Origin of the sequence: Bacillus cereus group sp. BfR-BA-01523 (assembly GCF_022662615.1) — a bacterium.
GTDB classification, from domain to species: Bacteria; Bacillota; Bacilli; order Bacillales; family Bacillaceae_G; genus Bacillus_A; species Bacillus_A mycoides.
The window spans coordinates 209,740-235,643 of sequence record NZ_JAKUDX010000004.1; the positions used below are offsets into that span (position 1 = coordinate 209,740).

The window sequence follows — 25,904 nt, forward strand, 5'->3', positions numbered from 1 at the left end:
TTTTTTATTACTCTGCTAAATACATAAAACCAATTGCTCCTGGTCCTGTATGAGTACTGATAACTGGTGTTGTATAGAAAATCTCTGATTGAGTGAATCCATTCACTTTTTCAACAGCAGCTTTTACACTTTCTGCTAAAGGAATTGCTTTAGCATGTGGAATCGCAACAGCTTTCACCACTTTTCCAGCAGTATCTTCCTCGAATAGTTTAGCCAACGTTTTTACAATCTGCCCTTGGCTACGTACTTTCGTTACCGGATTATATACGCCGCCTTCTAAACTTGCAATAGGTTTAATATTAAGTAATGAACCGATAAAAGCTTTCCCTTTACCGATACGTCCACCCTTCACTAAGTTCTCTAATGTATCTACGACAACATATAAACGAGTATTCTTTCTTACTTCATCAATACGTTTTAAAATATTTTCTAGTGAGCATTCTTCTTTTGCCATTTTTGCAGCTTCAATTACTTGATATGCTAAAGCATGTGTAATAAATTGAGAATCAACAACTGTTACTTTTGTATCTGTCATTGATGCAGCACTATTCGCTGTTGCGACAGTACCGCTCATTCCACCTGTCATATGAATAGAAAGCACTTGGCTTCCGTCTTCGCCTAGCTTGTCATACATTTCTACAAATGTACCCATAGCCGGTTGTGATGTTTTTGGTAATTCTTCTGATTTAATCATTTCTTCAATAAATTCATCCGGTTGCAAATCTACACGATCTAAGTATGTTTGTCCATTTACAGAAATAGATAATGGTAAAACATGAATATCATACTTCTCAATTATATCTTTTGATAAATCTGCCGTTGAATCTGTTACAATTTTAATTTTTTGCATATTATATTCTTCCCTTTCCAATACGCTCTCCCTGTTATTATACTAGCATTCCCGAGGCTTTCAACAATTTCGAATGAATTTCACCAAATTAATTATATTTTTATACCTAAAATGAAAAAGACAGAGCCTATCTAACTCTGTCCCTGCTGTGTTTTATGCATTCTTTTCAAGAGTATTTGTCTTATATACATTTGAATAATCATTCCACTTCAAACAACTTTGTAAATATTCACGGAAAGAGTACGAGAATCTTGGGTTTTTATGTTTTTGAATTTTCGCAATAAATAATTGAAGACGAGACTGAATTAGAAACGCTAATGGATGCTGTGTTTGTAGGACAGGGATTTCAAATATTTTAATACAATTCCCTGTTGCATGAGTGAAATAAAAACTTTTCGTAATCACAATATCAATCCTCTTTTTCGTTGGATTTTTGAACTTCCTCCACTTTATTCTTTAACACGTTTTTTAGTGTAGGTTTCCTATGAATACTAAAATATCCTTAAGCTGCCCCATTTAGAAGTTAATACTTCATTTATATCCACCTAATTCGAACCCTGTCCTATATATCCTTTGAGACGGGAGTCTTATTACCCATATATAGCTTGATAACTTCAGTATAAACTTATAAAAATGAAAAGTTTGTCTAAATTTTGGAGATTCTATAATTTTTTCCTTCTATATATTGTATACAATTATAGCTAGAGTATAACAAATAAATTAAAAAGTGCCTTTATAACGAGGCACTTTTCGACTGTATTTCTTCTTCTCTTTTCTGTTTTCGTTTACTAACTATCTTTGATAAAGCGATACTGATTTCATAAATACAAATAAGCGGTACCGCTACTAAACTATGTGATAAAAAATCTGGCGGCGATATACATGATGCAATTATAATTAACACGACATAAGCATATCTTCTTATTTTCTGAAGAAATTCCGCCGTTAGAAGACCTATACTCGTTAAAAACATAACAACTACAGGTAATTCAAATATAACAGCAAACGGAACTGTTAAATTTAATACGAAATGAAAATATTTTTCCGTTGTAAACATCGTATTAAACATCTCATTACCAATTGTAGTTAGGAAATGAAATAAAAATGGCATGACGATAAAATAACCGAAAGATAGGCCTGCTATAAATAATATAGACAATACCGGTATATACATTAATGTCATTTTTTGTTCATTGGGATGTAAACCTGGTTTTACAAATAACCAAATTTGTATCGCAGCAAAAGGAATTGTACAAACGATAGCAAATACTGTAGCAATCGAGAAAAAAATCCACAACACATCACTTGGACCGAGAACAGTTAATTTCATTGGTAAATCTTTTACAAGCCAAAAATAAATATCCTTCGTAAAAGTAAATCCAATAATTAAAAATAATACAAAGGATAATACTGTATATATTACTCGTTTGCGAAGCTCAACAATATGTTCTACTACGCTCATTTCCCGATCTTCCATCTCGTTCACCACACTTTATTTATCCATTCCGAGAAAAACTTCAGCCTATTCTTTTATTTATTTTTTTCTTTCTCTTGAAATGCCTCATCAGTCAATTCTTTTGTTGATTTTTTAAATTCTTTTAACGTTTCCCCTAAAGCTTTCCCAATTTCCGGTAACTTTTTTGGGCCAAATAAAATTAACACTGCTACTAAAATTAAAATTAACCCCGGAAAGCCGATATTTGAAAACATTTCCCCATCCCCTTCATAAGTAGATTCCTTGTCCTACTATTCCATAAGTTCATTTTGTCAAAAAATTTCGTAAACGTCAATGTATCCGTTGTCTTTTGTCAAAAAAATTCAAAAATACAATCAATTAAATATCATTTTCTATTCCTTTTGTATATGATATGGTTAAGGAAAATATAACTTATCTCAATACAGTGAAAGGGATTAACATTATGACGCAAAAAATTAAAAGAATGACCCAATTTGTAAAAGAAGAAATTGCGAATGCAATTACCCATGGTATCGGTGCCATTTTAAGCATCCCTGCCTTAATCATATTAATTATTCATGCTTCCAAACATGGCACAGCATCTGCTGTTGTTGGCTTTACCGTTTATGGCGTAAGCATGTTCTTACTATACTTATTTTCTACACTGCTACATAGCATCCATCATCCAAAAGTAGAAAAGTTATTTACCATTTTAGATCACTCCGCCATATATTTATTAATTGCCGGCACGTATACACCATTTCTACTCATTACACTGCGTGGCCCGCTCGGTTGGACTTTACTCGCAATTATTTGGACCCTTGCGATTGGTGGCATTATTTTCAAAATCTTCTTTGTTCGTCGCTTTATTAAAACATCAACATTATGTTATATCATTATGGGTTGGCTCATCATCGTTGCCATTAAACCCCTTTATGAAAATTTAACCGGTCACGGCTTCTCACTACTATTAATAGGCGGCATTTTGTATTCTGTCGGAGCTATATTCTTCCTTTGGGAAAAGCTTCCGTTCAATCATGCCATTTGGCATCTCTTCGTACTAGGCGGTAGTACAATGATGTTTTTCTGCGTACTGTTTTATGTCTTACCCGCAGCATAAAAAAAGTTTCAGCTTGTTTAAGCTGAAACTTTTTTTATTACTTATGTAATTGAGATGCAATAATATTTTTTGTATGCTGGGTTAACTCTTTAGCATCCATACTTGCATATTCTTCAGGTGTAATTGGCTTAGAAATTGTTAATGTTGCATGAGCTGGTTTCATACGATTTCCATTAGCCTCAAACATCTTATATGTACCATCTAAAGTTACTGGTAATATAGATACGCCAGATTTTACAGCAAGGTGAAAACTCCCTGCTTTAAACTCACCGATTTCGCCACCCTTACTTCTCGTTCCCTCTGGAAAAATCACGATAGAATGCCCGCTCTTTAACAGTTCAATTCCATCTTTAATTGCCTTAAGAGATTGACGACGATCACTGCGGTCCATAAACACACAATTCATTAGTTCCATCCATGTTGGCACAACCGGAAACTTTTTAATTTCCGCTTTTGAAACGAATCCAATTGGCTTATTTAAGTAACCTAGTAACACAGGAATATCCATATTACTTTGATGATTACTTACAACTAGCACTGGCTTGTCTTTCGGAACATTTTCAAGTCCCTTTACTTCTACAGTCGATCCAGTTACACGCACCATTTTCTTACCAAACCAGTTTGTTGTTTTATACACAACACTATCTTTTTCTTGCGGTGACATCGCATTTGCTTTTCTTTTTATACGCCACAACCTTGGTGTAATCGCAATTACGATTAAAATTAAATAAAAGATTTTAAAAAACGTTTGAATCATACAGAACCCCCACCTATTATCATTCCGACCTTCATTATACTAGACAAACGAAGGAAAAAGAAGAAAAAATGTCCAAACAACAAGTGTTTGGACATTTTGAAGTTTTCTATATTAGAAACGTTTTGCTAATTCGCGTGCACTTGCAATTGCTGCTTCTTTAATGTCTTGTGCTTTTTCAGGAGTTGCATTCATTCCTTCAACTGCAATATATTCAGTGTCTGATACACCCATGAATCCTAATACTGCATTTAAATGATTGCGACCGAAGTCCATAGATGCGTATGCTCCTTCAGAGTAAACGCCGCCTGTAGCTTGAATATGAAGTGCTTTTTTTCCTTCTAGTAAGCCAACTGGACCATTTTCAGTATATTTAAATGTTTTACCTGCGATTGATAAGTTATCTAAGTATGCTTTCACTACTGCTGGGTAGCTGAAGTTCCACATTGGAGTCACGAATACATAACGATCTGCATGCATAAATGTTTCTAAGTTATTGTTCATTGCTGCAACTTTTTGTTGCTGATTTTCACTTAAAGCTTCGAATCCTTCGCCTGCTGCAAATTTACCCCAAGCAGCGAATACGTCTGCATCGATTGCTGGTACAGTTGTATTGAATAAATCAATTGTTACAACTTCGTCTTGTGGATTTTCGTTTTTATATGCTTCGATGAAAGCTTCCCCTACTGCCATACCGAAAGAACCTTCTGCTGAATTTGGATTTGCTGTAATAAATAGTACTTTTGTCATTGTATTATCTCCTTTTTTCTAATTTATCTTCAATTCGAGATTTATTATTTTATAGTAAATAACTTACCTTATGTAAGTATAATACAAAAAGTTTTAATGGATGTCAATAAAAATAGCTACTTTTTTTTCGTAAGTTAATAAGTTATATTATTTCAGTTAGTTTTTGTATATAAATATTAAGGTTTTAATCAAATAAAAAACTATCTCCATATTTCATGGAGATAGTCTTCTTCAATTACTACTTTTGAAAAACATGTTTCACTTTTTCAGCTGGAATATTACTTCCACCTCTACCTTTTACATCTTCAATCATCATTGTAATAACCATATCAGGTGAATTTAAATCAAACGCAGCGAACCAACCTAGTTCTTTTCCTTCTGCCTCTTTTGATACTTTTAATTCTGCTGTTCCTGTTTTACCAGCAAGGGTCATACCATCAATTTTCGCAATTTTCCCCGTACCATCTGGATCGTTAATTACTTTCGTTAAAGCCGTTTTCAATATATCTTGATTTTCTTTAGAAATCACGTTCTCTTTCCAAGCTTTTGGTTGTTTATCTGTTTTAATAAGATATGGCGATGGAATCTTTCCATCATTTACAATCGGTGCATACGTTAAAGCTAAATGAAGAGGAGTCATTAAGACTTGTCCTTGTCCATATCCTGTATCTGCCATTTGAATATCATTTTTTATGCCATCATTTGCGATTTTAGAAGCTGGGAATCCGTATTCAATTGGTAATTTCTCATCAAATCCGAATTTTTTCGCCTCAGCCATAAATTTATCTTTTCCAATTTTCAAAGCTTCTTGTGCGAAATAAATATTATCCGAGTATTTCATTGCCTTATCAAAATCAATCGGATTTGCATCTTTTACACGTGTTACGTAATAATTGCCCCAAGAAGAATCTTTCGTCCATTTCAGTCCTTCAATTTTCAATTCTTCTTTTGGATCGATTGTTTTTGTTTCAAGACCAATTGCACCTGTAATTGGCTTAAATACAGAACCTGGTACCGATAATTGGGTAAATCGATTCGTCATCGGTTTTTTCGGGTCATTATTCCAAGCCTCGCGTTGTGCTTTTGATGTTCCTCGTGCAATTAAATTAGGATTATAAGCTGGACTACTTACAAGAGCAATTGTTTCTCCACTTTTCGGATTAATTGCCGCACTTGAACCAGCTTCTCCCTTCATTTCATTATACGTTTTTTCTTGAACAACACTATCGATAGTTAAAGTTACATTTTCTCCATCAACAGCATCTGTTTTCGCTAAATTTTTAATTTCTTTTCCTTGTGCATCTTCCATGAAGACACGGCCACCTTTTTTCCCGCGTAGCTGTTCTTCCAATACTTGCTCTAATCCAGCTTTACCAACTGGATCATCTGCTTGATAGCCTTTCTTTTGAAGCGTCTTTAAATCTTCAGCATTTACTTTTCCGATATAACCAGTTAAATGCGCTGCCGCTTCTCCTAACGGATATGTACGAACATTTACTGGTTTTGTTGAAACACCTGGTAAATCGATGTACGTATTTTGCGTTGCCCCATCAGGTAAAATTCCAATTGGTACGAGATACCCTGGTTTTACCCATTTAGCAGCTAGTTTTTGATCGATTTCTTCTACAGACATATTTAACAACTTCGCTACTGTTTCTTTCGTTTGCGGAGCAGTAGCGTCTAATTTTTCTGGAACGATTCCGATCTCAGAAGCTTTCCCATTCGTCGCAAGACCTTTTCCATTACGATCGTAAACTTCACCACGTTTTGGTTGCGTCGTTTGCATACGCACTTTACTATCTTTTGTCATGCCAGGGAAAATAAAATCAGGAGTCCAATCTATTTTCCAAGATTCTTTATCTCCATCTTTTTCTTTCACCATTTTTGCTTCATGGCCAAAAGAGATATTACCACCAACTGTATCCATACTTACTTTAAAAGGAACAGGGCCGTTCTCTTTCTTATCCTCTTTTACTTCGCCAGTCTCTACTTTTAAGTTTTTCACTTCTATACCTGCATAAATTTTTTCATATTTCTCTGTGAAATCTTTTTTAGAAATATTCTTTTTTGCATTTTCTGATAATTGATCATACATATCAGCAAATTTTTTCTTATTCCATGCTTTTGCATATGTATCAAACGCTTCTTGTGGTTTTTCTTCTTTACCGCATCCGACTAGCATTAATGCAAAGCAAAGAAAAAGAATCCCCCATATTTTTCTCAACCAATTCTCCTCCTCTTTCTATATGAATACTTTTGAAAATTTTAGCATTTTTCACATGCTACCTTTCATTATAGCACTATTGAATATCATCTATAAACTTACATTTATAAATACAAATAAAAAAATTGATGCGAATACTCACATCAATTTTTATTATTATTGTTGTTTCTCGTATACATGGTAATAATACGTATACGGATTTTTTTCATCCGTTAAACCTTTTTCTACAAAAATCTCTTTCCAATTTGTCATATCCATTTCTGGGAAGAATGTGTCCCCTTCAAATGCGTGGTGGATTTTTGTTATATATAACTTGTCTACATAAGGTAAAAAGAGATCATAAATTTGCGCTCCGCCAAAAATAAAAATCTCTTCTTCATTTTTACATAGTTCAAACACTTCTTCTACAGTATGAGCTACTTCGCAGCCTTCTACATGATACCCTTCATTACGAGTTACAATAATATTACGTCTTCCAGGCAATGGTCTACCAATTGCTTCATAGTTCTTTCTCCCCATAATAAGTGGGTGACCCATCGTCGTTTTCTTTACATACTGTAATTCACTCGGTAAACGCCAAGGTAAGTTATTATCTTTACCAATTACTCTATTCTCGTCCATTGCGACCATAAATGAAACAATCATCTTGTCATCTCCTCTACAATTACACTGCAACCGGTGCTTTAATCGCTGGGTGTGGATCATATCCTTCAATCGTTAAATCTTCCATCTCAAAATCAAACACAGATTTCACATCTGGATTTAATGTAAGTTTAGGGAACGGGCGTGGTTCACGTGCCAACTGCTTTTCGACTTGTTCAAAATGATTCGTATAAATATGTGCATCACCAATTGTATGAACAAACTCTCCTACTTCAAGACCACATTCATGTGCAATTAAATGTGTTAAAAGTGAATAGCTTGCAATGTTAAATGGAATGCCAAGGAATATGTCACCGCTTCTCTGATATAACTGACAAGAAAGCTTTCCATCTGCTACATAAAACTGGAATAGCGTATGACAAGGCGGTAAAGCCATACTTGGTACATCTTCAGGATTCCAAGCAGAAACAATTAGCCGGCGTGAATCTGGTGTTTTCTTAATCATTTCAATTACATCTTTTAATTGATCAAGTGTCTCACCAGCTGTCGTTTTCCAAGCACGCCATTGCTTTCCGTATACGTCTCCTAAATATCCAAATTTCGTTGAGAATTCATCGTCTTCTAAAACGTTCTTTTTAAACAATTCCATTTGCTCATCGTATTGCTTCTTAAATTCCTCATCTTGTTGTGAGCGAAGACCGAAATCTGTCATATCAGGGCCAGTATACTCATCGCTTTCTACCCAGCTCTTAAACGCCCATTCATTCCAAATATTATTATTATGTTGCAATAAATAGCGAATATTTGTATCACCTTTCATAAACCAAAGCAGCTCACTTGCTACTAGGCGAAATGGCACTCTCTTTGTCGTTAATAGAGGAAATCCTTTACTTAAATCGAAACGCATTTGATATCCAAATACAGATACAGTACCTGTCCCTGTACGATCTTCTTTCTTCGTACCGTGCTCCATTACATGACGGCATAAATTTAAGTATTCATATTCAGCATGTTTCATATGTAGAAAAACCTTCTTTCAATCGTATATGAGATTTATCATAACATGAAAAACATCGAATTTAATAATCCAAATTAATAAAAATTCTTTCAATATTTCTTACAAAATTATTAACTTTCAATATTAAAAAAGGTTTTCACTTTTCTATTACAGAAAGTATAGTGCGGAACATAAAAATTATATTTGGAGGTTGGAAGCATGTCTAAAATCAAAACTCCTGTTTTAAGTACGTTACAACATAAGGTTGAGAAGATGATGAAGGATTTACACGTGCCTGGAGCGGCTGTAGCTGTTATAAAAGATGGTGAGGTAATTATTTCAGAAGGTTTCGGCTATCGTAACATAGAGAAAAAAGAGGCTGTTACTCCGCAGACACGATTCGCAATCGGTTCTGCGACGAAAGCATTCGGTACGCTTTCATTAAGCTTATTAGCACAGCAAAAAAAGTTTAATTGGGATACTCCTGTCCAAACTTACGTACCTAACTTCTCTCTATCCGATATGCTCGCTAACTCGCAAGTTACAGGACGAGATTTAGCTTCTCATCGTACTGGGGTAAGTCGTCACGATGCTCTTTGGTACAGTTCTTCCTTAACTCGAAAAGATCTTGTTGAAAAAATAAAACATTTATCACTTGATGCGCCGTTCCGCACAGCATTTCTTTATAACAACTTAATGTATGCGACAATTAGTTATATTGTAGAAAACATTACGAATCAAACGTGGGAGCAATACGTTGCAGAACATATTTTAGAACCTTTAAATATGAGGCATACAAACTTCTCTGTTACAGATTCACAAAATACAGATGATTATGCTTTACCTTATATTGAAAATGACGGTGAAATAAAAGAAATTCCATTCCGAAATATCGATACAGTTGGAGCGGCTGGATGTATTAATTCTACCATTGAAGATATGGTAAAATGGGTTTTGCTTCATTTAAACGAAGGAAAAATAGAAAATCATGATTTGATTTCTACTGAACTACTCCAAGACATGTATACACCACACACTCCAATCCCGGATCAGCCAATGTTATCAACGAGTGAATCACCATTAAATAGCTATGGACTCGGTTGGTTTATTAGTGCTTACCGCGGTTATAAAATGATTCATCACGGCGGTAATATTGATGGGTTTTCTGCACTTGCGTCATTTATGCCAAACGAAAATATCGGTATTATCGTACTAACAAATTCTGGACAAACTTTACTTCCTACTTATATTACAAAGCATATTTACGATGAACTTCTCGGACTAGAATATATCGACTGGCATGAACGTGCTGTAGAAGATAGTGAAAAAATGAAAGAAATGATGAAAGAGGCAACTACATCACTTCCCGAACCAATAAAAGGGACTACCTCTTCTCATGCATTAGATGACTACACTGGAACTTTTGAGCATCCCGCTTATGGAACACTGAAAGTATACAAACAAGATGATTTCCTACATGTACAATTTATGGATATGGAATTTCAGCTTAAACATCATCATTACGACATCTTCTCAGCATCAATTAGTTTGTTCCAAATGAAAATGGGGCTTTTATTCGCTTATGATATGAATGTAAATGGTGAATTCCCGACTCTTCAATTACACGTACCTGCAACTTTAAGTACTCAGCCTCTTACATTTACGAAAATTAAATAACAAATTAAATAGAGGGAAGATTACTCTTCCCTCTATTATTTCGGAATTAGAAATTCACCTTGCAACCAATCCTATTATTGAATTTAATAAATGAAATGAGGATAACCCAAATGCTAAATTATTTATCGTTTTCTGACAGAAGACTCCTTCCTCAAAAATGTGAAGGTGTGAAACACCAATTTTAGGTGGGAGATGAATGTCAGTAGGCGTAAGCCTACGTTTTTTTGTATACTGTAGATATACGATGAAAAAGTGAGGTGCAACCTATGTTAGTAAATAAAGCATATAAATTTCGTATCTACCCGAATAAGAAACAAGAAATATTAATTGCTAAAACAATCGGTTGCAGTCGCTTTGTATTTAACTATTTCCTTGCTCTTTGGAATGATACGTATAAAGAAGCAACAGGATACGATTTGGTTAAAAGAAGTAGATAGTATCGCTCTTCAATCCACATTAAAAAACCTCGCAGATGCTTTTTCACGTTTTTTCAAGAAACAGAATGATATGCCTCGATTCAAGTCTAAAAAGAATACAGTTCAATCCTACACAACTAAGCAAACAAACGGAAATATTGGAATTGTAGGCAACACAATAAAATTACCGAAACTTGGCCTTGTTCGCTTTGCTAAAAGTCGTGAAGTAGAAGGGCGTATCTTGCATGCAACGATTCGTCGTAACCCAAGTGGTAAATACTTTGTATCTATCTTTGTTCAAACAAGCGTACAAGAAATGCCTAAAACTGATTCCACTTGTGGAATTGATGTTGGATTAAAAGATTTTGCCATTCTTTCTGATGGCACAACATACAAGAACCCTAAATTCTTCCGTACATTAGAAGAGACGTTAGCGAAAGCACAACGTATCCTTTCTAGAAGAACAAAAGGTTCTTCGAACTGGAATAAACAACGTGTGAACGTTGCACGAATCCATGAACATATTGCAAATGCAAGAGCTGATTACTTACATAAACTTTCTACTGAAATCATCAAAAACCACGATGTTATCGGTATGGAAGACTTACAAGTCAGTAACATGCTCAAAAATAGAAAGCTTGCAAAAGCGATTAGTGAAGTATCTTGGTCACAATTTCGGACTATGTTGGAATATAAAGCAAAATGGTATGGCAAACAAGTTGTTATAGTATCTAAAACATTTGCTTCTAGTCAATTATGCTCCAATTGTGAATACAAAAACAAAGACGTTAAAAATCTAACCATTCGTGAGTGGGATTGCCCTTCTTGTGGCGCACATCACGATAGAGATCGAAATGCAGCACTCAATCTTAGAAATGAAGCAATTCGTCTCTTAACCGTAGGAACTACGGGGATAGCCTAATGAATTAGAAACCGTTAGGTTTCTGTACTTAGGAAACTCCCACTTCAAACAGTCCGTGAGAATGTTAAGTGGTGAGTAGTTCAACAAAACAGCTTAATGAACAAGCCATGCATTAATTATTATATTCCCTCAAAGGAAAAGACTTTCTTATTACCGATTCAATGAATGTGGAAGAACATCATTATTATTTGTGCGTTTATTTTTCTTATCTTTCCATATAAATTTTTTCAAACACATAAAAACAGTAACTGAAATAGCGACTCCAACTGTAACATCTGAAGCAAAATGGGCTCCTACCACAATACGACTCATTGGTACTAGTATCTTATTAGTTGGTTCATATAAACTATTGGATATTTGTAAGTCTGTAAATGCAAAGATACATAGTAAAATAGCGAAGCTGGAAATTAATATCACTTTTCTGTTTCCCATCATTTCTCCTACTTTCCACTATGCTTTAATATAAAATTCCCCATCTCAATTGCTAAATCTTCACTTTGAGGATAGACACCTACATTATCTCCATAAGCGTGCCCTAAACCACGATAAAGGACTGTTTCAGTATCCACTCCTTTTTTAGTCAATTTGGCTGCATACGCTAAACATTCTATCATTAAAAAATCATGCTCTCCTACCGTAATAAATGTACTTGGATAGTCCGGGGATACATCAACATATGGACTTAAATACTTAGAATGAATTTCTTTCGTACCAAGTACTTCTGACATACCTCCAACCATTGAATGCATTATATTAAGCATTTTTTCTAATCCTTTTTTATACTTAGGAGCAATTTCATATTTATCTATACTCCAAGAATAAAATTCATCTTCATAGTCACACATATTAAGTGTAGGATACAGAAGCAACTGTCCCTTCACGTACTTCCTACCATCTTCCATATCTTTAGTTGTACAATACTGTGTTAAGTTCCCTCCTGCACTATCACCTGCCACAAAGATATTATTCTTATCCCCGCCTAATGTATCAGCATTTTCATAAATCCACTTTAAAGTAGTGTAGCAATCTGTATGCCCAGTTGGAAAAGGATTTTCCGGAGCTAATCGATAATCCACAGAAACGGCTAGTATATCTGTTTTTTCTACTATCAATTTCACAAGTTCTTCTACTACATCTGGTGATCCTGCCATAAATCCACCACCATGAATAAAGTATAAAACTGGCGCATTCTCTTGTTTAGAAACACTGTTATAAATTCTTATCGGAATATCATATCCATCTTCCGCTTTCACTGCTTTATGCGTAATATTAACGTCTTTAGTGACAATTGGAACACTCTTAATTCCATTAAATTGTTTTCGCATATTCCTTACTGATTTTTCAGAAGCGTCCATTTTCATCATATTTTTAGGCATAAACCTCATTACATTCATTTGAACCTTCGTGTCCTTGTAAAGACGTGGATCCATCGCTCCTTTTTCATCACAATCTGGTATGTTTTTTACTAAAACTTTCGCCCCCTGTACATTGATGGTTTCTTGTTTTTCTTGCATTTTTTCTAATAAGTCTAAGTCATATTTTCTAGTCATCTAATATTTCTCCCCTCTAAATTCAAACGCTTTCATTATTCAGGATTATATAACTTCCCGTTTACTAAATAAAAAAACGTTCCATGTACAAAATGTAACATGAAACGTTTTTTTATTGTTGTTCATATTTGATTCGATTATTGTCATTTTTTGATATGATATTTTTCCTATACTGTAATGGTGTATATCCGTATTTTTCTTTAAACTGTGAAATAAATGATTTTACATTTGGAAATCCGTGTTTTACTGCTATATCTTGTATAGAATTTGTACTACTAATAATATCTTCATACGCTTTATAGAGCCTGTATCTCGTTAAAAAAGTGGTGAAATTTGATCCGAACGATTTTTTGAACATACGGGAAAAATGTTCTTCACTTACAAAAAAATGTTTAGCTACATCTTTCAGTTTAAGTTCTTCATCATAATGTTTATAAATATACGTAATCATTTCTTTCTGTTTATTTCCAAGTTGATAATTATTGTCTATACTCTCTCCTTCTTTGCAATATCGCAATAGAATATAAACAATTTCATAAATTAAACTATTAATTTTTATGTAACTTAAATCATCAGAATTTGTGACTAACTCCTTTAATTCATAAAATATTTGCTGGAGGTTAGTTTTCTGAACAACTGATTCTTTTATATTAAATCTATATTTATCAAAATCTCCATTTACCTCTTTAAGAAATTCATAAGAAATAATTAACATCATTACTGCACAACTTGTATTTTTAACTTTTTCGAATTCATGAACATCGCCACTATTCACAAAAATAAATTCGCCAGCGGATACTTTCTTTTTTTGCCCATTCACATACAAGAAAACCTCTCCATATACGACTAGGCTAATTTCAATACTTCTATGCCAGTGAGGAGGAATATAATAGTGAAAACCAGTAGGTAACATCGTGTCCTCTATATATTCAACCATTCCTGGAATTCTATCGCGTACTTTTATTTCTTCATATTTACCTTGCCTGATTTTCAATAGTCCACCCCCTTTTTATATTATAAAGTAGACGTCAAGGTTTTCATTCCTTTATAAAAAAACTACATACATAGTATGTAAAGAGACCGTCTCATGAGTTATTTACAAATAGCAGGTGTGAGATTTCCCACCTGCTATCCTTATTTTTTATTCATCATTTCACTATCAAACCAGATTGGCTTTGATAATTCAAAGTTTTTATGATCCTCTAAAACTATAGTAAGACGTTCTAACATATCATCTAACATATGCGGTGCTGCTCGTAAACTCCAGACAACTGAAGAAAAAACCGTCATGCCAACGTAAACCGCATATAATTTCCAAAACTCCTCTGGTATTCTCCCATTAAAGTATCCTTCTATTTGTCCGATTGAATACGGGATACTAATGTCTCTTGCAAATAATGCAATTTTTACGAAATCATGAAGTGGATCGCCCCAGTCATAACCATTAAAATCAACAACACCTACATATTTCGCATCACGTACAATTATATTTTCTAAATGAAAATCATCGTGTTGAAATCGATTTGGGCGGTTCTTTAAATATTTTTCATTTTCATCTATAAACTTTATGATTTTATCATCATTTTTAATTTGTATTCCGCATGTTTTATATGCCTCTACATATTTTCGATGTTTTTTCATTGCTCTTTCATACCATGGAAGTGTATCCTTAGGAGCTTCATGTGTATGCATTTTTGCTAAGTCTTTTCCTGCTGCTATACCAATATCATATTGTTCTCTTGGCGTATATGTAGGCAATAGCTTCTTAGCATCTTCTCCTTCTAAATATGAAAAAATACTATAACATAAATCTTCTTCCTCCAATATACCGAGTTCAATTGGTCTTTGAGCCTGCACGTTACGTTTTACCATTTCATTTAAAATTTGAAACTCTATTTTTTTCCTATCATACTCTTTTATATCACCTGTCCGTAATAAATATTTTTCATCATCAGTAGTCGTAATAATATATTTTTTATCAGGAGAGAAACCTTTAGAGATTTCTTCAATATTTGCAGCATCTTTTACTATTTGTATATTGTTTTTCCACGTTGTAATTATCTTCATGTCTATTCTCCTTACATTTCTGTATTCGCTGTATACGCAACCTCTACAATAAAGCCCTTCGGGTCATAAAAGTCTATTGTATAGTAACATCCGAATAATGATTCATTTCAATTGGACCACGTATAACCTTCACCTTATTGCCAGTAAGAAACTCTGCTACCCAAAATTCAATATGATAAATAACTGCTCGAAGTTTATTTATATTAAGAATGTGCCGCCTGTACTACTTGCACAATTTCCCCTGGCGTATTAACCATATAATCTGGCGCGTCTCCTTTTACTGTCTCAATTACATCATACCCCCAAGAAACCCAAATGACATTCACACCAGCTTTTTTACAAGCTACAATATCACGTTGTTCATCACCGACATACAACATATCTTGTTCTGTTAGCTTTTTCGACTTTAAAAATCTTTTAATCATTTTATCTTTACCGAATAAATTTTTAGAACAATACACTTCTTGAATATTTTCTATGCCATTACTATGTAAAAATGCCCTAATATGCTCTTCTGAGTTCGAAGATATAACCGCAATCCCGTAGCCTTTTTTATGTAATTCATCTAATACATCCTTCATCCCATGGAATAAAACGAGATCTTTTATGGCAGGTTGATATAATTTATAAAACTCTAACGCCAATATAGGAAGTTTATAAAGTGGTACATCGAGTTTTTTACATCTTTCAGAAATAGTCAATTTTCGTAAAGGCTCAATTTCTTCCTCACTAACTGTCTTATATCCATGCTTTTCAGCAAGTTGATTATAAATTGGTACAAATATATTTTGTGAATCTACTAATGTACCATCAAAGTCAAAAACGATATATTTTTGCATCCCCATACTCCCTTTTCTTTTTTCCTAAACCTATGTTATTCAACAACATAAATGTCTTACCCTTTCATACACATAAAAAAAGAACAAGATTTTCTCTCGTTCTTTTTAAGACAACCATTTCGGCGGTACATTCGTATTCCAATAAATATTTCCTAACTCATGGTGTCCTGAATATCCATCATCAAAACGATGATAGTGGAAATTAAAATAATATCCATCTTGCGGTGGATGATCTCTCCTCACATGAAATCGCAGTAAGTCATTTCCTGATTTCGTGTCATAAACATGAAAAATCTTTTCATTATTTCCACCAGCTGGTTTTTGAGAAATCGCTAATGATTGTAACGATTCTTCTGGCACATCATTTGCAAGTTCCGCAATTGCCTCTTCAATTTTAGGTAATACAACATCTTTAAATTCATCTTCAATTACAGGCCCAATTTTAGAGCCGAATTTTTGCATAGATTGCTTCTCTGCTTCTTGCATCGCATAGTTAACAAAAGTATCGGTGGTTAACCTATCATTTGTTTCTTCATATGTATAGGACGTACTCTCCAAATTTTGTTGCCCAGCTGTGCTCGTAGGCTTGTCCGCAGCTTTGGCATTATCAAGTAATATGGAAGGAGGCGTCACTAAACCAAACGTAAATACGGTAATTAATGCGACTAAGGTTTTTCTAAACCAATTTGGCATTTATGTTCCCTCCCCTTTCACTCATTATATTTTATATAACGGTTGTTTCTTCTATTATACAAAATGATTGTAATTTTTGCACTTTACAATTTTGTTAACGTTCACATATTTTTCACTTGAATATGAAATTGTAAGATTTCATACACTATAAATACAACAACAATGAGGGGGCAATCAGATGACTTTAGATGTCGTGTACTCCGCCGCAAGCATACTTCTTTTAGTATATTTTATTTATCAGTGTGTTACAGACTAGAAAAAGAGCCATTTCCGGCTCTTTTTCTATGGTAAAAATACAATCCAACCAATGAATACTATAAAAATAACTCCAATAATTACTGCTGGTAATAAATAAAACTGAGAAAGGATGACCGTCCCGTATATGAATACGACTGGAAGGAGCAAATAACGATCCGCCTTCCACCTTAATAATAGTAATTCTCCTTCATCACAATATAAATGTAGAAACATTTTCTTCGTAAATTCATTCCAATAATCACGCGCATAGCGAGAAATAGCAACTATAGCAAATACAAGAATAATAGCTGTTATCCACTGCGGAGTCACGATAATACCTACAGTACTTATACATACAATTTGAACATAAAACATTAAAGCACTACTTGTACGCAAAAATTCTTTTAAAAAAGCTTCTACAATACGCGAATCAGAATTTTTTCCTAATATCTTTTTAGACCGAGGGAACATCCACGGTTTTTTATTCGAACTACTTGGCTTAGCTGCATGACCACCAACTTGCATAATCCCTACAGTCCAGCGCATACTTTCTTCTTTTTCTTTCTCAACTTCTTTAAAAAAGAACTTTTTATAATTCATCTTTTCTTTTACTAAGACTACAGTAAGTACAGCTACTAGGCCGGTAAATAATATGAAATACAATGGATTTTTAAAAATAAAAAATACACTGATTCCAAAATAGACTAAACTTAAAGAAAATATAACATCTTTTATAATCAATAAAACCCATCGTTTCCCCACATGTACATTTATGAATCTCGTCAACAACGATAGCATAAATCGAAAAACAGTAAAGAACATCCAGAACAGTACGATTTGTATAATTGTCGCTCCCATACTTTTCATCAATATAGGCAGCATAATGAATACTACAATTGCGTTCGTTATTGCAATCCGAATTAACGTATATATAATGCCAAGCTTCATTAATTTTCGCATATGATTTGGGTACGAAATTAAAAATAAACTATCTGCTTGTTCAAAAAATGAGCGAACTCCTCTTGAAAATGTGACAAAATAAAACGCAAGTAAACCTAACCCAAAATAAATGGTCTCTTCCATCGATAATTCTTTCATCCATAGTGAACGATAATAGATCCCCGCAAATATAAGTGCTGGAATAATAATATATAATGCTACTGTCCAATCTGTTACAGAACGAATCGCTTTCCATTTTCTTTGCAATTCATGACGTAACCTTTTATTAAACTGTTGTTTAATCATTTTGTTCCCGCCTTACAATTACATCGAAACAATCTAACAGTGTACTTCCTGGCATTTCTGCTAACGATTGGATCGCCTCTAAATGCCCATCTGCTACTAATGTACCTTGCGAAATGAGTAAAAATCTTTCACAAATTCTTTCAGCTGTATCCAGCACGTGCGTACAAAGTAATATACCTGCTCCTCGCTCTTTTTCTTTATATAAATAATTCAAAAAGTCTTTCGTGGCTACTGGATCTAAACCGATAAAAGGCTCATCAATAATATAAAAATCTGGCTCTGTTAAAAATGCTAATATTAGCATCGATTTTTGTTTCATACCTTTTGAAAATTTTGATATGTATTCGTGTATATGTTTTTCCATTCGAAACGTATGTAATAATTCCCTTGCTTTGTCCTCCCAATTTCCCTCTTCATTTCCACGGGCAGCCATTAACAATTCAATATGCTCCCATAAAGTTAAATAATCATAATAAGTGGGATGCTCCGGTACATATGCATATGGATTTTTCTTTTCACCAAACGAGATTTCACCATCCATATTGACAAGCAAACCGAGTATCGATTTAATTGTCGTACTCTTTCCTGCGCCATTTGCACCAATAAGAGCCACTAACTCTCCTTTTTCAATTGCAAATGCAATATCATGAACTGTCTTTTCACCAATTTCATATCCGGCTGAGCGGATATTCACCTCTAACATAATACTTACCTTCTTTCCATTTACATTACAACCAAATAAAATAGTAAAATATTCCTCTTAATATATTATTATACCATTTTCCGACATATTTATTTCAGTAGCAGGAAAAAGCATATTTCAAGAGAATACTTAATGTTTGTGGATTTTAATTTAAATTGAAAGGACTATAACTATGACAAACATTGAAGCAATATTCATTGATCGTGACGGAACAATTGGCGGTGATACTACAATACATTATCCAGGTTCTTTCACGTTATTTCCTTTTACAAAGGAATCTTTACAAAAGTTAAAAGCTCAAAATATTAAACTATTCTCTTTTACGAATCAACCAGGTATCGCGGATGGAAAAGCAACTGTGAATGATTTTGTGCAAGAATTAAAAAGGTTTGGTTTTGATGATATTTATCTATGTCCTCATAAACATGGTGGCGGATGTGAATGCCGCAAACCGAGCACAGGTATGCTCCTGCAAGCAGCGGAAAAACATGGGCTTGATTTAACAAAATGCGCTGTAATCGGTGATCGCTGGACGGATATTGTTGCTGGGGCAAAAGTAAATGCAACGACTATATTAGTTCAAACTGGAGCTGGATATGATGCTTTACATACATTCCGAGATAAATGGGCACATATTGAACCAAACTACATCGCAGAAAACTTTGAAGATGCTACAAATTGGATTTTAAATCATCAATAAAAAAATTAAATGAGACGTCTTCACATTGAAAACGTCTCATTTAACTATATATATTTCAAAAAGTTAATTCATAATGGAAATAACGATTATCTCTCAAGTATCCATTTTCAGCGTATAATCGCTGAGCTGATAAATTATCAATCTCTGTTTGTAATTTCACACCTTTTGCGCCATTTTCTAAGGCAAATTCTTTAGCAGCTTCTAACAATTTTTTACCTGTTCCGGCTCCGCGCTTCGCCTTTTGTACAAACAGATCATTTAAAATCCATAACTCTTTCATCGAAATAGAAGAAAATGATGGATATAGTTGCGTGAATCCGATATATTCTCCATCTTCAACTGCCACGAAAATAATGGATTCTTTTCTCTCGATTCGATTTCGTAAAAATACTTTTGCTCCTTCAATATCGGAATCTTGTCGATAAAATACGCGATAGTTATTAAAAACAGATGCTAGTCCATCTAAATCTGCAATTGTTGCCTCATATATTCTCATTTTGTTTTATTCCCCTTCCAATATTGTTTCATAATATCCGTTACCCATTTAGGCTGTAGAATTTCTTCTTTCGGCATAAACTCTTTCATTATCGGCTTTATATCCAATATAGGGGTGCCATCAATAGCATCTAACCCCTCAACAATAATTGATTTACCTTCTCTTTTGACCACCTTTACAATTGTAGCCCCTATGCGATTCGGACGATTTTTCCCGCGCTGTGCAAAAATGCCTACTTTAGGATAATCATTATTATTTCTAGGATGTCTAGCAAAATATTGAATTTGTTCATCAGTTACTTTATGAAAATAAAAGACAACTTCAATATGAGAAAAATCTTCAATCCCTTGTATACTTTCCTCTGTATACATATCAGTTAAAGTAATATAAGATCTTACTTCTCCCCACTCATCATCTTTCATTTCCTTTCTTTCATTATGTACAAATGCGATTGGCTGAACTGAAAACATCCGCATTCCCCCTTGAATGTAACCACTTACATTATAAAATATTTTCTGAATGTTTTCCAGACAAACGAGTTAAGTTTACATAATATAATTACATTCTATTTTCTAAAGCGAAATTGACTGCTTCAATCGCATGTATATGCGTTGTATCAAATATCGGAACTGATATGTCTTCCTGCTTTATTAATAACCCTATTTCTGTACACCCTAATATTATTCCTTGCGCCCCTTTTTGCACTAACTCTTCTATAACTCTTTTATAATACTCTCTAGATTGAGATGTTATCTTTCCTAAACATAATTCTTTGTATATTACTTCATTTATTTTTTCTCTATCTTTTCCTAATGGTACTATTACTTTTATATCATTCTCTTCTATACGTGATTTATAGAAATCTTGCTCCATCGTATATTTTGTTCCAAGCAGACCAACCGATTGAATACCTTTTCTATTTATTTCTTTTGCAGTTGCATCCGCAATATGTAATACTGGAATGTTAATATTCTCCTTTATTTTCTCAACTACTTTATGCATTGTATTTGTGCAAATGATTATAAAGTCTGCTCCTCCTTTCTGCAATGAATACGCCGTATTCCCTAATACTTCTCCTGCTCCCTCCCAATCTCCGCTAGACTGGAATCGTTCAATCTCTTCAAAATTCACACTATTAATCAGACATTTTGCTGAATGTAATCCACCTAATCTACTTTTTATTTCTTCATTTAAAATTCGATAGTATTCAGAAGTTGATTCCCAACTCATACCACCTATAAGACCTATCGTTTTCATAGTAAAAACACCTACCTAAACTATTTTTATAAAACCAATAACAATATTTTATTATGTATATTATACACAATAAAACAAGACTTTAAATTTATAAATATAAAGTCTTGTTTTAACTATTTCCAAGGAAATTTTATTATAATATTCTGAAATTAAAGCCCTGATGTTTTTATAGAATCTTCATATTGATAATTAAAGCACTCTCGATACAACTGTTTGATTTCATCATAAGAAGGAACTCGTGGATTATTTCCTGGGCTACCACTTGCAATTGCATCTTTCGCCATTTTAGAAATAGCATTTTCAAATTCAACTTCGTCAATTCCGTATTCTCTTAAATTAGGAATACGAAGATCAAAACAAAGTTTCTTAATTTCTGCAATCGTGTAGTTCGCTACTTCTTCATCAGAATGAGAATACAAATCTTTGTTTAAACTACGTCCTACTTCTGCTAACCTTTTTATTGCACTCATTTTTGTAAACTCTAAAACTGTAGGTAATAGTATTGCATTCGATATTCCATGTGGTACATGGAATAATGCTCCCACTGGACGGGACATACCATGCACTAATGTAACAGATGCATTTGAAAAAGCAATCCCAGCTTGTAATGAAGCAATCATCATTGCTTCCCTTGCTTCCATATTATCTCCATCTTCATATGCGATACGTAAATATTTCATAATGCTTTCAATAGCTGAAAGAGCAAGAACATCTGTAAGAGGTTGTGAAACTTTAGAAATATAAGCTTCAATTGCATGGCATAATGCATCTACTCCCGTTGCTGCTGTAATATGAGGTGGTACCGAACTTGTAAAAATCGGGTCTATTATAGCAATATGAGGGATAAAGCTTGGATGTTTTATCATCATTTTCACATCTGTTTTTTTATTTGTAATTACTGCTACACTTGTTACTTCCGATCCAGTACCAGAAGTCGTCGGGATTGCGATTAGCGGTAGTGGATTGTATTCTATTTCTATATCCTTTTGGACGTAATCCTCGATTTCTCCACCATTTGTATATAACACTGCTACTGCTTTCGCAGCATCAATACAGCTTCCTCCTCCAATACCTATGATAAAATCGCATTTTCCTTCTTTACAAATAGATAACGCTTCCAATACGTGTAAATTTGTAGGCTCAGTGTTTACTTCATTGTACGTAATAACAGTAATCCCTTTCGCATTTAAGTGATCCACACATCTTTCAACATAACCGAAACTCTCCATAATTGTATCACTGACAATAAAAGCCCTTTTCCCTAACTTTCTTGATTGATCCCCTAGTTTTTCAAACGAATTTCTTCCATATAATACAGACTTCGGCATACGAAACTCAGCAACTTCTTGCAAGTACTCCACCCCTTCTATCTATAATAAATATTTGCAACTACTCAGCCATGCATTTCATTCAGAAGTTTGATAAAGTCTATTATTCCAATTAAAATAAGCCCCCTTATTAACTATAGAAAGTTGTTTTCATTTTTCAGTATATAGATTGTTGCCATGAAGATAAAAATGGACCTACACCTTACTACCTTTCTTTGTTTTAAAACTTTGCGCGTGGCAGGAAAGACCCTGACCGCTCCTATAAATAGCCAAGTCCCCTCTCGACCAACTTAAAAAACTTTTCTGCCAATTTTTCATAGAGTGACTGAGTAGTTACAATAAATATTTTATTATGTAAAATATCAATCTAATAAATATTTTCTTTTCGTATATTAACTAGTATTAATAGATCCCTGTTAAAGTATAGAATGCGATGACTGCAAATACAGCAATCGTTTTCAAAATTGTAATAGCGAATATATCTTTATACGACTGTTTATGTGTTAATCCTGTTACCGTTAGAATAGTAATAATTGCACCATTATGTGGTAATGTATCCATTCCGCCTGATGCCATTGATACAATGCGGTGCATAACTTCTAATGGAATATCATATTGATTGGCCGCTGCAATAAATTTATCCCCCATCGCACTTAACACAATTCCCATTCCGCCTGATGCTGAACCTGTAATTCCAGCTAAAATATTCGTCGTTACTGCCCCATTTACTAATGGATTCGTGAAAGTTGCAGAGATGCTATCTCTCATAATTGCAAAGCCTGGAAGTGCTGCAATAACACCACCAAATCCAAACTCCGCGCCTGTATTCATTGTTGCAAGTAGCGCTCCACCAATACTTGTATTCAATCCAGCTTGAAATCCAGTTACTACTCGTTTCCAATATAATAAAAGCGTTGATAAAATCCCTATAATAAGTGCCAATTCTACAGACCAAATCCCAACTACCGCACTTAATTCAACTTTTCCAAATGCTTTCATACCAATAGCTGAGAAATCAAAACCATCTGGATACCACTTTGGTATCATGATTGTGAAAACTTTATTCATTACACCTACTAAAATAAGTGGTACAAACGCAATTACTTGCTGTACTCTTGTAATTTCAATACTGCTTAATATCGGCATATCTTTTTGTTCTAATTGCAAAGATGCTGCCATTTCAGAATTTCCATCGTTAAAACCAAAATATCCTTCACCTGCTTCTTTTGCCTTCTTACGTCTACTCTCTAAATATAGTAAACCTAATGTAAGAACAAAAATTGCTCCTAAAATACCAAGTATCGGTGCAGCATAAATGTCCGTTTTAAAAAAGGTTGTAGGTATTACGTTTTGAATTTGTGGTGATCCAGGAAGCGCATCCATTGTAAACGTTACTGCTCCAAGAACAATCGTTCCAGGGATTAGACGCTTCGGAATATCCGCTTGTCGAAACAACTTAGCCGCAAACGGAAATATAGCGAACACCACTACATATACGCTAACACCGCTATACGTTAAAATAGCTCCCATTAAAACAATCGCTAAAATTGTACGTTTTTCTCCAACTAACTCTACAATCGTCTTTGCTATGGAATCAGCGATTCCTGACATTTCTACTACTTTCCCAAATATTGCTCCAAGTAAAAACACAGGGAAATATAATTTAATAAATCCTACCATTTTCTCCATGAAAATATTTGAAAAGAAAGGTAATACAAAACTAGGCTCTGTCAAAAATACCGCAAATAATGCAAAAATCGGTGCGAATAATATTACAGAAAATCCTTTATATGCTACAAACATGAGTAAACTAAGTGCTAATAAAATAATAACTAGCTCCAATTATAACCCTCCTTTTAAACTGAAAATTCAATCTTTTAAAAGCGAACTTTTACCGGGATTTCAAATCATTTTATTTCATGACATTCCTCCTCTTTTTATCCCGCTATTTGCGGGCAGTAAGACTCCCGCCTTAAAATTCAGCAAATGCGCGGAAGCTAGGCTTGAAATCAACTGCCCGTAAAATCCCGATTGGTGAGGGCTGATAATTTGTAGAGGATGGACAAAACCTCCACTGATTAAAGTTTCACTTTATTACAAATTTTTCATGCTAAAATTGTCTAATTATAGTATTCGATTACATATGTAAAATCCCTTTAAACAAAAACGATTTCATCGTCATATGTTATAAAGGGATTTCTAGGTTCTATTTCTATAGTTTTATCATACTATTCTCTATACAAACGCTTTGTAATTCTTCGACATCTTTCACTATATGAATCGCCCCAGCATCACTCAATTCAATCTCACTACCATATCCATACAATACACCTATTGAAGCAATTCCGTTACTGTTCGCACCGATTACGTCATGCTTTCTATCACCAATCATCACCATTTCTTCTTTTTTAAGTTCTTCATTTGTTTGTAAAATATGAGCAATTATTTCTTCCTTTTGTATTCTTGTCCCATCTAAATTACTCCCAACAATCTCTTCAAAAAAAGTTGTTAACTGAAAGTGCTCTATTACTTGTTTCGCAAATACAGTAGGTTTTGATGTTGCTACAAACAAACGATTGCCAGCATCCTTTAATTCTTGCAATAGGGCTCCAATTCCATCGTATACTTTATTCTCTAATAAACCACTTTTCTTTAAATATTCCCGAAAGTAAAACACCGCTCGTTCTACTTCTATTTCATTCATATTATATCTATCTGCAAAAGATTGTTGTATTGGTGGGCCGATAAATGAATCTAACTCACTTATATTTACTTCTTCAATCCCCATTTTTTCTAACACGTATAGAACAGCATTGATTATCCCTTCTTTCGGATCAGTTAATGTTCCATCTAAATCAAATAGAAATGTTGTATACATATTTAATTCCCCCACTGATTTTATATGTACCCCATTAAGGCCATTCTCCTACTTACCCCTTTACTATACTATCACCATCTAACTTTTCAGAAAATTACTTTTTCTAACCCTTATACTTTCAGTTACAAAATCACAAAAGATA

General features: G+C 33.9%; 26 protein-coding genes and 2 pseudogenes. 4 read left to right on the forward strand and 24 right to left on the reverse strand.

The features are described from left to right. Positions 1–7: 7 nt before the first annotated feature. The 4 genes from MR066_RS13040 to MR066_RS13055 all read right to left on the reverse strand — a co-directional run bounded on the left by MR066_RS13040 (position 8) and on the right by MR066_RS13055 (position 2,560). Entirely contained in the window at positions 8–850 is an 843-nt protein-coding gene (locus tag MR066_RS13040; RefSeq protein WP_242247422.1) for a DegV family protein, read from the reverse strand. Between the two features lie 153 nt (positions 851–1,003). After that, positions 1,004–1,255 carry a DUF2535 family protein gene (locus MR066_RS13045; protein ID WP_002012715.1) on the reverse strand — a complete coding sequence of 84 codons (252 nt, stop codon included), beginning with the start codon at positions 1,253–1,255 and terminating at the stop codon, positions 1,004–1,006. Positions 1,256–1,583: 328 nt separating this feature from the next. Next, positions 1,584–2,327, reverse strand: a complete 744-nt coding sequence (gene tatC / locus MR066_RS13050) for a twin-arginine translocase subunit TatC (protein WP_012260868.1) — start codon at positions 2,325–2,327, stop codon at positions 1,584–1,586. Positions 2,328–2,380: 53 nt separating this feature from the next. Then, positions 2,381–2,560, reverse strand: coding sequence for a twin-arginine translocase TatA/TatE family subunit (locus MR066_RS13055; protein ID WP_002012719.1), 180 nt, complete (start codon positions 2,558–2,560; stop codon positions 2,381–2,383). Between the two features lie 209 nt (positions 2,561–2,769). Here MR066_RS13055 and trhA point away from each other — a divergent pair, with 209 nt between their 5' ends. Further along, complete coding sequence (trhA, locus tag MR066_RS13060) at positions 2,770–3,426, forward strand: PAQR family membrane homeostasis protein TrhA (RefSeq protein WP_002085872.1); 657 nt, start codon at positions 2,770–2,772, stop codon at positions 3,424–3,426. 37 nt (positions 3,427–3,463) lie between these two features. Here the strand turns inward: trhA and MR066_RS13065 are convergent, their stop codons facing one another. The 5 genes from MR066_RS13065 to MR066_RS13085 all read right to left on the reverse strand — a co-directional run bounded on the left by MR066_RS13065 (position 3,464) and on the right by MR066_RS13085 (position 8,775). After that, positions 3,464–4,183: a lysophospholipid acyltransferase family protein gene (locus tag MR066_RS13065; protein WP_242247423.1), complete on the reverse strand. Its 720-nt coding sequence runs from the start codon at positions 4,181–4,183 to the stop codon at positions 3,464–3,466. A 111-nt stretch (positions 4,184–4,294) separates the two neighbouring features. Next, on the reverse strand, positions 4,295–4,930 hold the full coding sequence (locus MR066_RS13070) for an FMN-dependent NADH-azoreductase (RefSeq protein WP_242247424.1): 636 nt from the start codon (positions 4,928–4,930) through the stop codon (positions 4,295–4,297). Between the two features lie 238 nt (positions 4,931–5,168). Then, complete coding sequence (gene pbpC / locus MR066_RS13075) at positions 5,169–7,154, reverse strand: penicillin-binding protein 3 (protein WP_219302162.1); 1,986 nt, start codon at positions 7,152–7,154, stop codon at positions 5,169–5,171. Between the two features lie 156 nt (positions 7,155–7,310). Beyond that, entirely contained in the window at positions 7,311–7,799 is a 489-nt protein-coding gene (locus MR066_RS13080; RefSeq protein ID WP_000637202.1) for a dihydrofolate reductase, read from the reverse strand. Between the two features lie 19 nt (positions 7,800–7,818). Beyond that, entirely contained in the window at positions 7,819–8,775 is a 957-nt protein-coding gene (locus MR066_RS13085; protein ID WP_061673895.1) for a thymidylate synthase, read from the reverse strand. Between the two features lie 198 nt (positions 8,776–8,973). Here MR066_RS13085 and MR066_RS13090 point away from each other — a divergent pair, with 198 nt between their 5' ends. Next, on the forward strand, positions 8,974–10,431 hold the full coding sequence (locus MR066_RS13090; protein ID WP_242247425.1) for a serine hydrolase: 1,458 nt from the start codon (positions 8,974–8,976) through the stop codon (positions 10,429–10,431). 266 nt (positions 10,432–10,697) lie between these two features. Further along, positions 10,698–11,769: pseudogene (gene tnpB / locus MR066_RS13095) on the forward strand (IS200/IS605 family element RNA-guided endonuclease TnpB). A 150-nt stretch (positions 11,770–11,919) separates the two neighbouring features. On the opposite strand, the gene MR066_RS13100 reads toward tnpB, so the two are convergent. The 9 genes and pseudogenes from MR066_RS13100 to MR066_RS13135 form a co-directional block, all read right to left on the reverse strand. After that, positions 11,920–12,201 (reverse strand): phosphatase PAP2 family protein, encoded by a 282-nt coding sequence (locus MR066_RS13100; protein WP_002085886.1) that lies wholly within the window; start codon positions 12,199–12,201, stop codon positions 11,920–11,922. A gap of 8 nt (positions 12,202–12,209) precedes the next feature. Further along, positions 12,210–13,319, reverse strand: coding sequence for an alpha/beta hydrolase (locus MR066_RS13105; protein ID WP_242247426.1), 1,110 nt, complete (start codon positions 13,317–13,319; stop codon positions 12,210–12,212). 112 nt (positions 13,320–13,431) lie between these two features. After that, positions 13,432–14,313: an AraC family transcriptional regulator gene (locus tag MR066_RS13110; RefSeq protein WP_242247427.1), complete on the reverse strand. Its 882-nt coding sequence runs from the start codon at positions 14,311–14,313 to the stop codon at positions 13,432–13,434. A gap of 140 nt (positions 14,314–14,453) precedes the next feature. Beyond that, positions 14,454–15,386 (reverse strand): aminoglycoside phosphotransferase family protein, encoded by a 933-nt coding sequence (locus MR066_RS13115; RefSeq protein WP_242247428.1) that lies wholly within the window; start codon positions 15,384–15,386, stop codon positions 14,454–14,456. Between the two features lie 11 nt (positions 15,387–15,397). Beyond that, positions 15,398–15,546, reverse strand: a pseudogene (locus tag MR066_RS27480) (VOC family protein); the annotation flags it as partial. A 43-nt stretch (positions 15,547–15,589) separates the two neighbouring features. Beyond that, positions 15,590–16,225, reverse strand: a complete 636-nt coding sequence (locus tag MR066_RS13120; RefSeq protein WP_242247429.1) for an HAD family hydrolase — start codon at positions 16,223–16,225, stop codon at positions 15,590–15,592. Positions 16,226–16,330: 105 nt separating this feature from the next. Next, entirely contained in the window at positions 16,331–16,918 is a 588-nt protein-coding gene (locus MR066_RS13125) for a YpjP family protein (RefSeq protein WP_002012605.1), read from the reverse strand. A 282-nt stretch (positions 16,919–17,200) separates the two neighbouring features. Further along, on the reverse strand, positions 17,201–18,400 hold the full coding sequence (locus MR066_RS13130; protein ID WP_242247430.1) for an ABC transporter permease: 1,200 nt from the start codon (positions 18,398–18,400) through the stop codon (positions 17,201–17,203). Next, on the reverse strand, positions 18,393–19,103 hold the full coding sequence (locus MR066_RS13135; RefSeq protein WP_063219623.1) for an ABC transporter ATP-binding protein: 711 nt from the start codon (positions 19,101–19,103) through the stop codon (positions 18,393–18,395). The genes MR066_RS13130 and MR066_RS13135 overlap by 8 nt, the downstream gene beginning before the upstream one ends. Positions 19,104–19,275: 172 nt before the next feature. Between MR066_RS13135 and MR066_RS13140 the strand changes: the two genes are divergently transcribed. Beyond that, on the forward strand, positions 19,276–19,803 hold the full coding sequence (locus MR066_RS13140; protein ID WP_012260856.1) for an HAD-IIIA family hydrolase: 528 nt from the start codon (positions 19,276–19,278) through the stop codon (positions 19,801–19,803). A gap of 55 nt (positions 19,804–19,858) precedes the next feature. Here the strand turns inward: MR066_RS13140 and MR066_RS13145 are convergent, their stop codons facing one another. The 6 genes from MR066_RS13145 to MR066_RS13170 form a co-directional block, all read right to left on the reverse strand. Then, entirely contained in the window at positions 19,859–20,299 is a 441-nt protein-coding gene (locus tag MR066_RS13145; protein ID WP_002085894.1) for a GNAT family N-acetyltransferase, read from the reverse strand. Then, complete coding sequence (locus tag MR066_RS13150; protein WP_242247431.1) at positions 20,296–20,769, reverse strand: SAM-dependent methyltransferase; 474 nt, start codon at positions 20,767–20,769, stop codon at positions 20,296–20,298. Before MR066_RS13150 ends, MR066_RS13145 begins: the two co-directional genes overlap by 4 nt. 88 nt (positions 20,770–20,857) lie before the next feature. Beyond that, positions 20,858–21,556, reverse strand: a complete 699-nt coding sequence (locus MR066_RS13155; protein WP_242247432.1) for an aspartate/glutamate racemase family protein — start codon at positions 21,554–21,556, stop codon at positions 20,858–20,860. Between the two features lie 149 nt (positions 21,557–21,705). Next, complete coding sequence (locus MR066_RS13160) at positions 21,706–22,908, reverse strand: iron-containing alcohol dehydrogenase (protein ID WP_201038368.1); 1,203 nt, start codon at positions 22,906–22,908, stop codon at positions 21,706–21,708. A 378-nt stretch (positions 22,909–23,286) separates the two neighbouring features. Further along, complete coding sequence (locus MR066_RS13165) at positions 23,287–24,726, reverse strand: GntP family permease (protein ID WP_242247433.1); 1,440 nt, start codon at positions 24,724–24,726, stop codon at positions 23,287–23,289. A 370-nt stretch (positions 24,727–25,096) separates the two neighbouring features. Further along, positions 25,097–25,762, reverse strand: a complete 666-nt coding sequence (locus MR066_RS13170) for an HAD family hydrolase (RefSeq protein WP_088039304.1) — start codon at positions 25,760–25,762, stop codon at positions 25,097–25,099. Positions 25,763–25,904 lie beyond the last annotated feature (142 nt).

Excerpts from the sequence above, each read along its gene's own strand:
- MR066_RS13040 (WP_242247422.1), bottom strand. The coding sequence starts at position 850 with ATGCAAAAAATTAAAATTGTAACAGATTCAACGGCAGATTTATCAAAA.
- tatC (WP_012260868.1), bottom strand. The coding sequence starts at position 2,327 with ATGGAAGATCGGGAAATGAGCGTAGTAGAACATATTGTTGAGCTTCGC.
- MR066_RS13055 (WP_002012719.1), bottom strand. The coding sequence starts at position 2,560 with ATGTTTTCAAATATCGGCTTTCCGGGGTTAATTTTAATTTTAGTAGCA.
- trhA (WP_002085872.1), top strand. The coding sequence starts at position 2,770 with ATGACGCAAAAAATTAAAAGAATGACCCAATTTGTAAAAGAAGAAATT.
- MR066_RS13065 (WP_242247423.1), bottom strand. The coding sequence starts at position 4,183 with ATGATTCAAACGTTTTTTAAAATCTTTTATTTAATTTTAATCGTAATT.
- MR066_RS13070 (WP_242247424.1), bottom strand. The coding sequence starts at position 4,930 with ATGACAAAAGTACTATTTATTACAGCAAATCCAAATTCAGCAGAAGGT.
- MR066_RS13080 (WP_000637202.1), bottom strand. The coding sequence starts at position 7,799 with ATGATTGTTTCATTTATGGTCGCAATGGACGAGAATAGAGTAATTGGT.
- MR066_RS13085 (WP_061673895.1), bottom strand. The coding sequence starts at position 8,775 with ATGAAACATGCTGAATATGAATACTTAAATTTATGCCGTCATGTAATG.
- MR066_RS13090 (WP_242247425.1), top strand. The coding sequence starts at position 8,974 with ATGTCTAAAATCAAAACTCCTGTTTTAAGTACGTTACAACATAAGGTT.
- MR066_RS13100 (WP_002085886.1), bottom strand. The coding sequence starts at position 12,201 with ATGGGAAACAGAAAAGTGATATTAATTTCCAGCTTCGCTATTTTACTA.
- MR066_RS13105 (WP_242247426.1), bottom strand. The coding sequence starts at position 13,319 with ATGACTAGAAAATATGACTTAGACTTATTAGAAAAAATGCAAGAAAAA.
- MR066_RS13115 (WP_242247428.1), bottom strand. The coding sequence starts at position 15,386 with ATGAAGATAATTACAACGTGGAAAAACAATATACAAATAGTAAAAGAT.
- MR066_RS13120 (WP_242247429.1), bottom strand. The coding sequence starts at position 16,225 with ATGCAAAAATATATCGTTTTTGACTTTGATGGTACATTAGTAGATTCA.
- MR066_RS13125 (WP_002012605.1), bottom strand. The coding sequence starts at position 16,918 with ATGCCAAATTGGTTTAGAAAAACCTTAGTCGCATTAATTACCGTATTT.
- MR066_RS13130 (WP_242247430.1), bottom strand. The coding sequence starts at position 18,400 with ATGATTAAACAACAGTTTAATAAAAGGTTACGTCATGAATTGCAAAGA.
- MR066_RS13135 (WP_063219623.1), bottom strand. The coding sequence starts at position 19,103 with ATGTTAGAGGTGAATATCCGCTCAGCCGGATATGAAATTGGTGAAAAG.
- MR066_RS13140 (WP_012260856.1), top strand. The coding sequence starts at position 19,276 with ATGACAAACATTGAAGCAATATTCATTGATCGTGACGGAACAATTGGC.
- MR066_RS13145 (WP_002085894.1), bottom strand. The coding sequence starts at position 20,299 with ATGAGAATATATGAGGCAACAATTGCAGATTTAGATGGACTAGCATCT.
- MR066_RS13150 (WP_242247431.1), bottom strand. The coding sequence starts at position 20,769 with ATGTTTTCAGTTCAGCCAATCGCATTTGTACATAATGAAAGAAAGGAA.
- MR066_RS13155 (WP_242247432.1), bottom strand. The coding sequence starts at position 21,556 with ATGAAAACGATAGGTCTTATAGGTGGTATGAGTTGGGAATCAACTTCT.
- MR066_RS13170 (WP_088039304.1), bottom strand. The coding sequence starts at position 25,762 with ATGTATACAACATTTCTATTTGATTTAGATGGAACATTAACTGATCCG.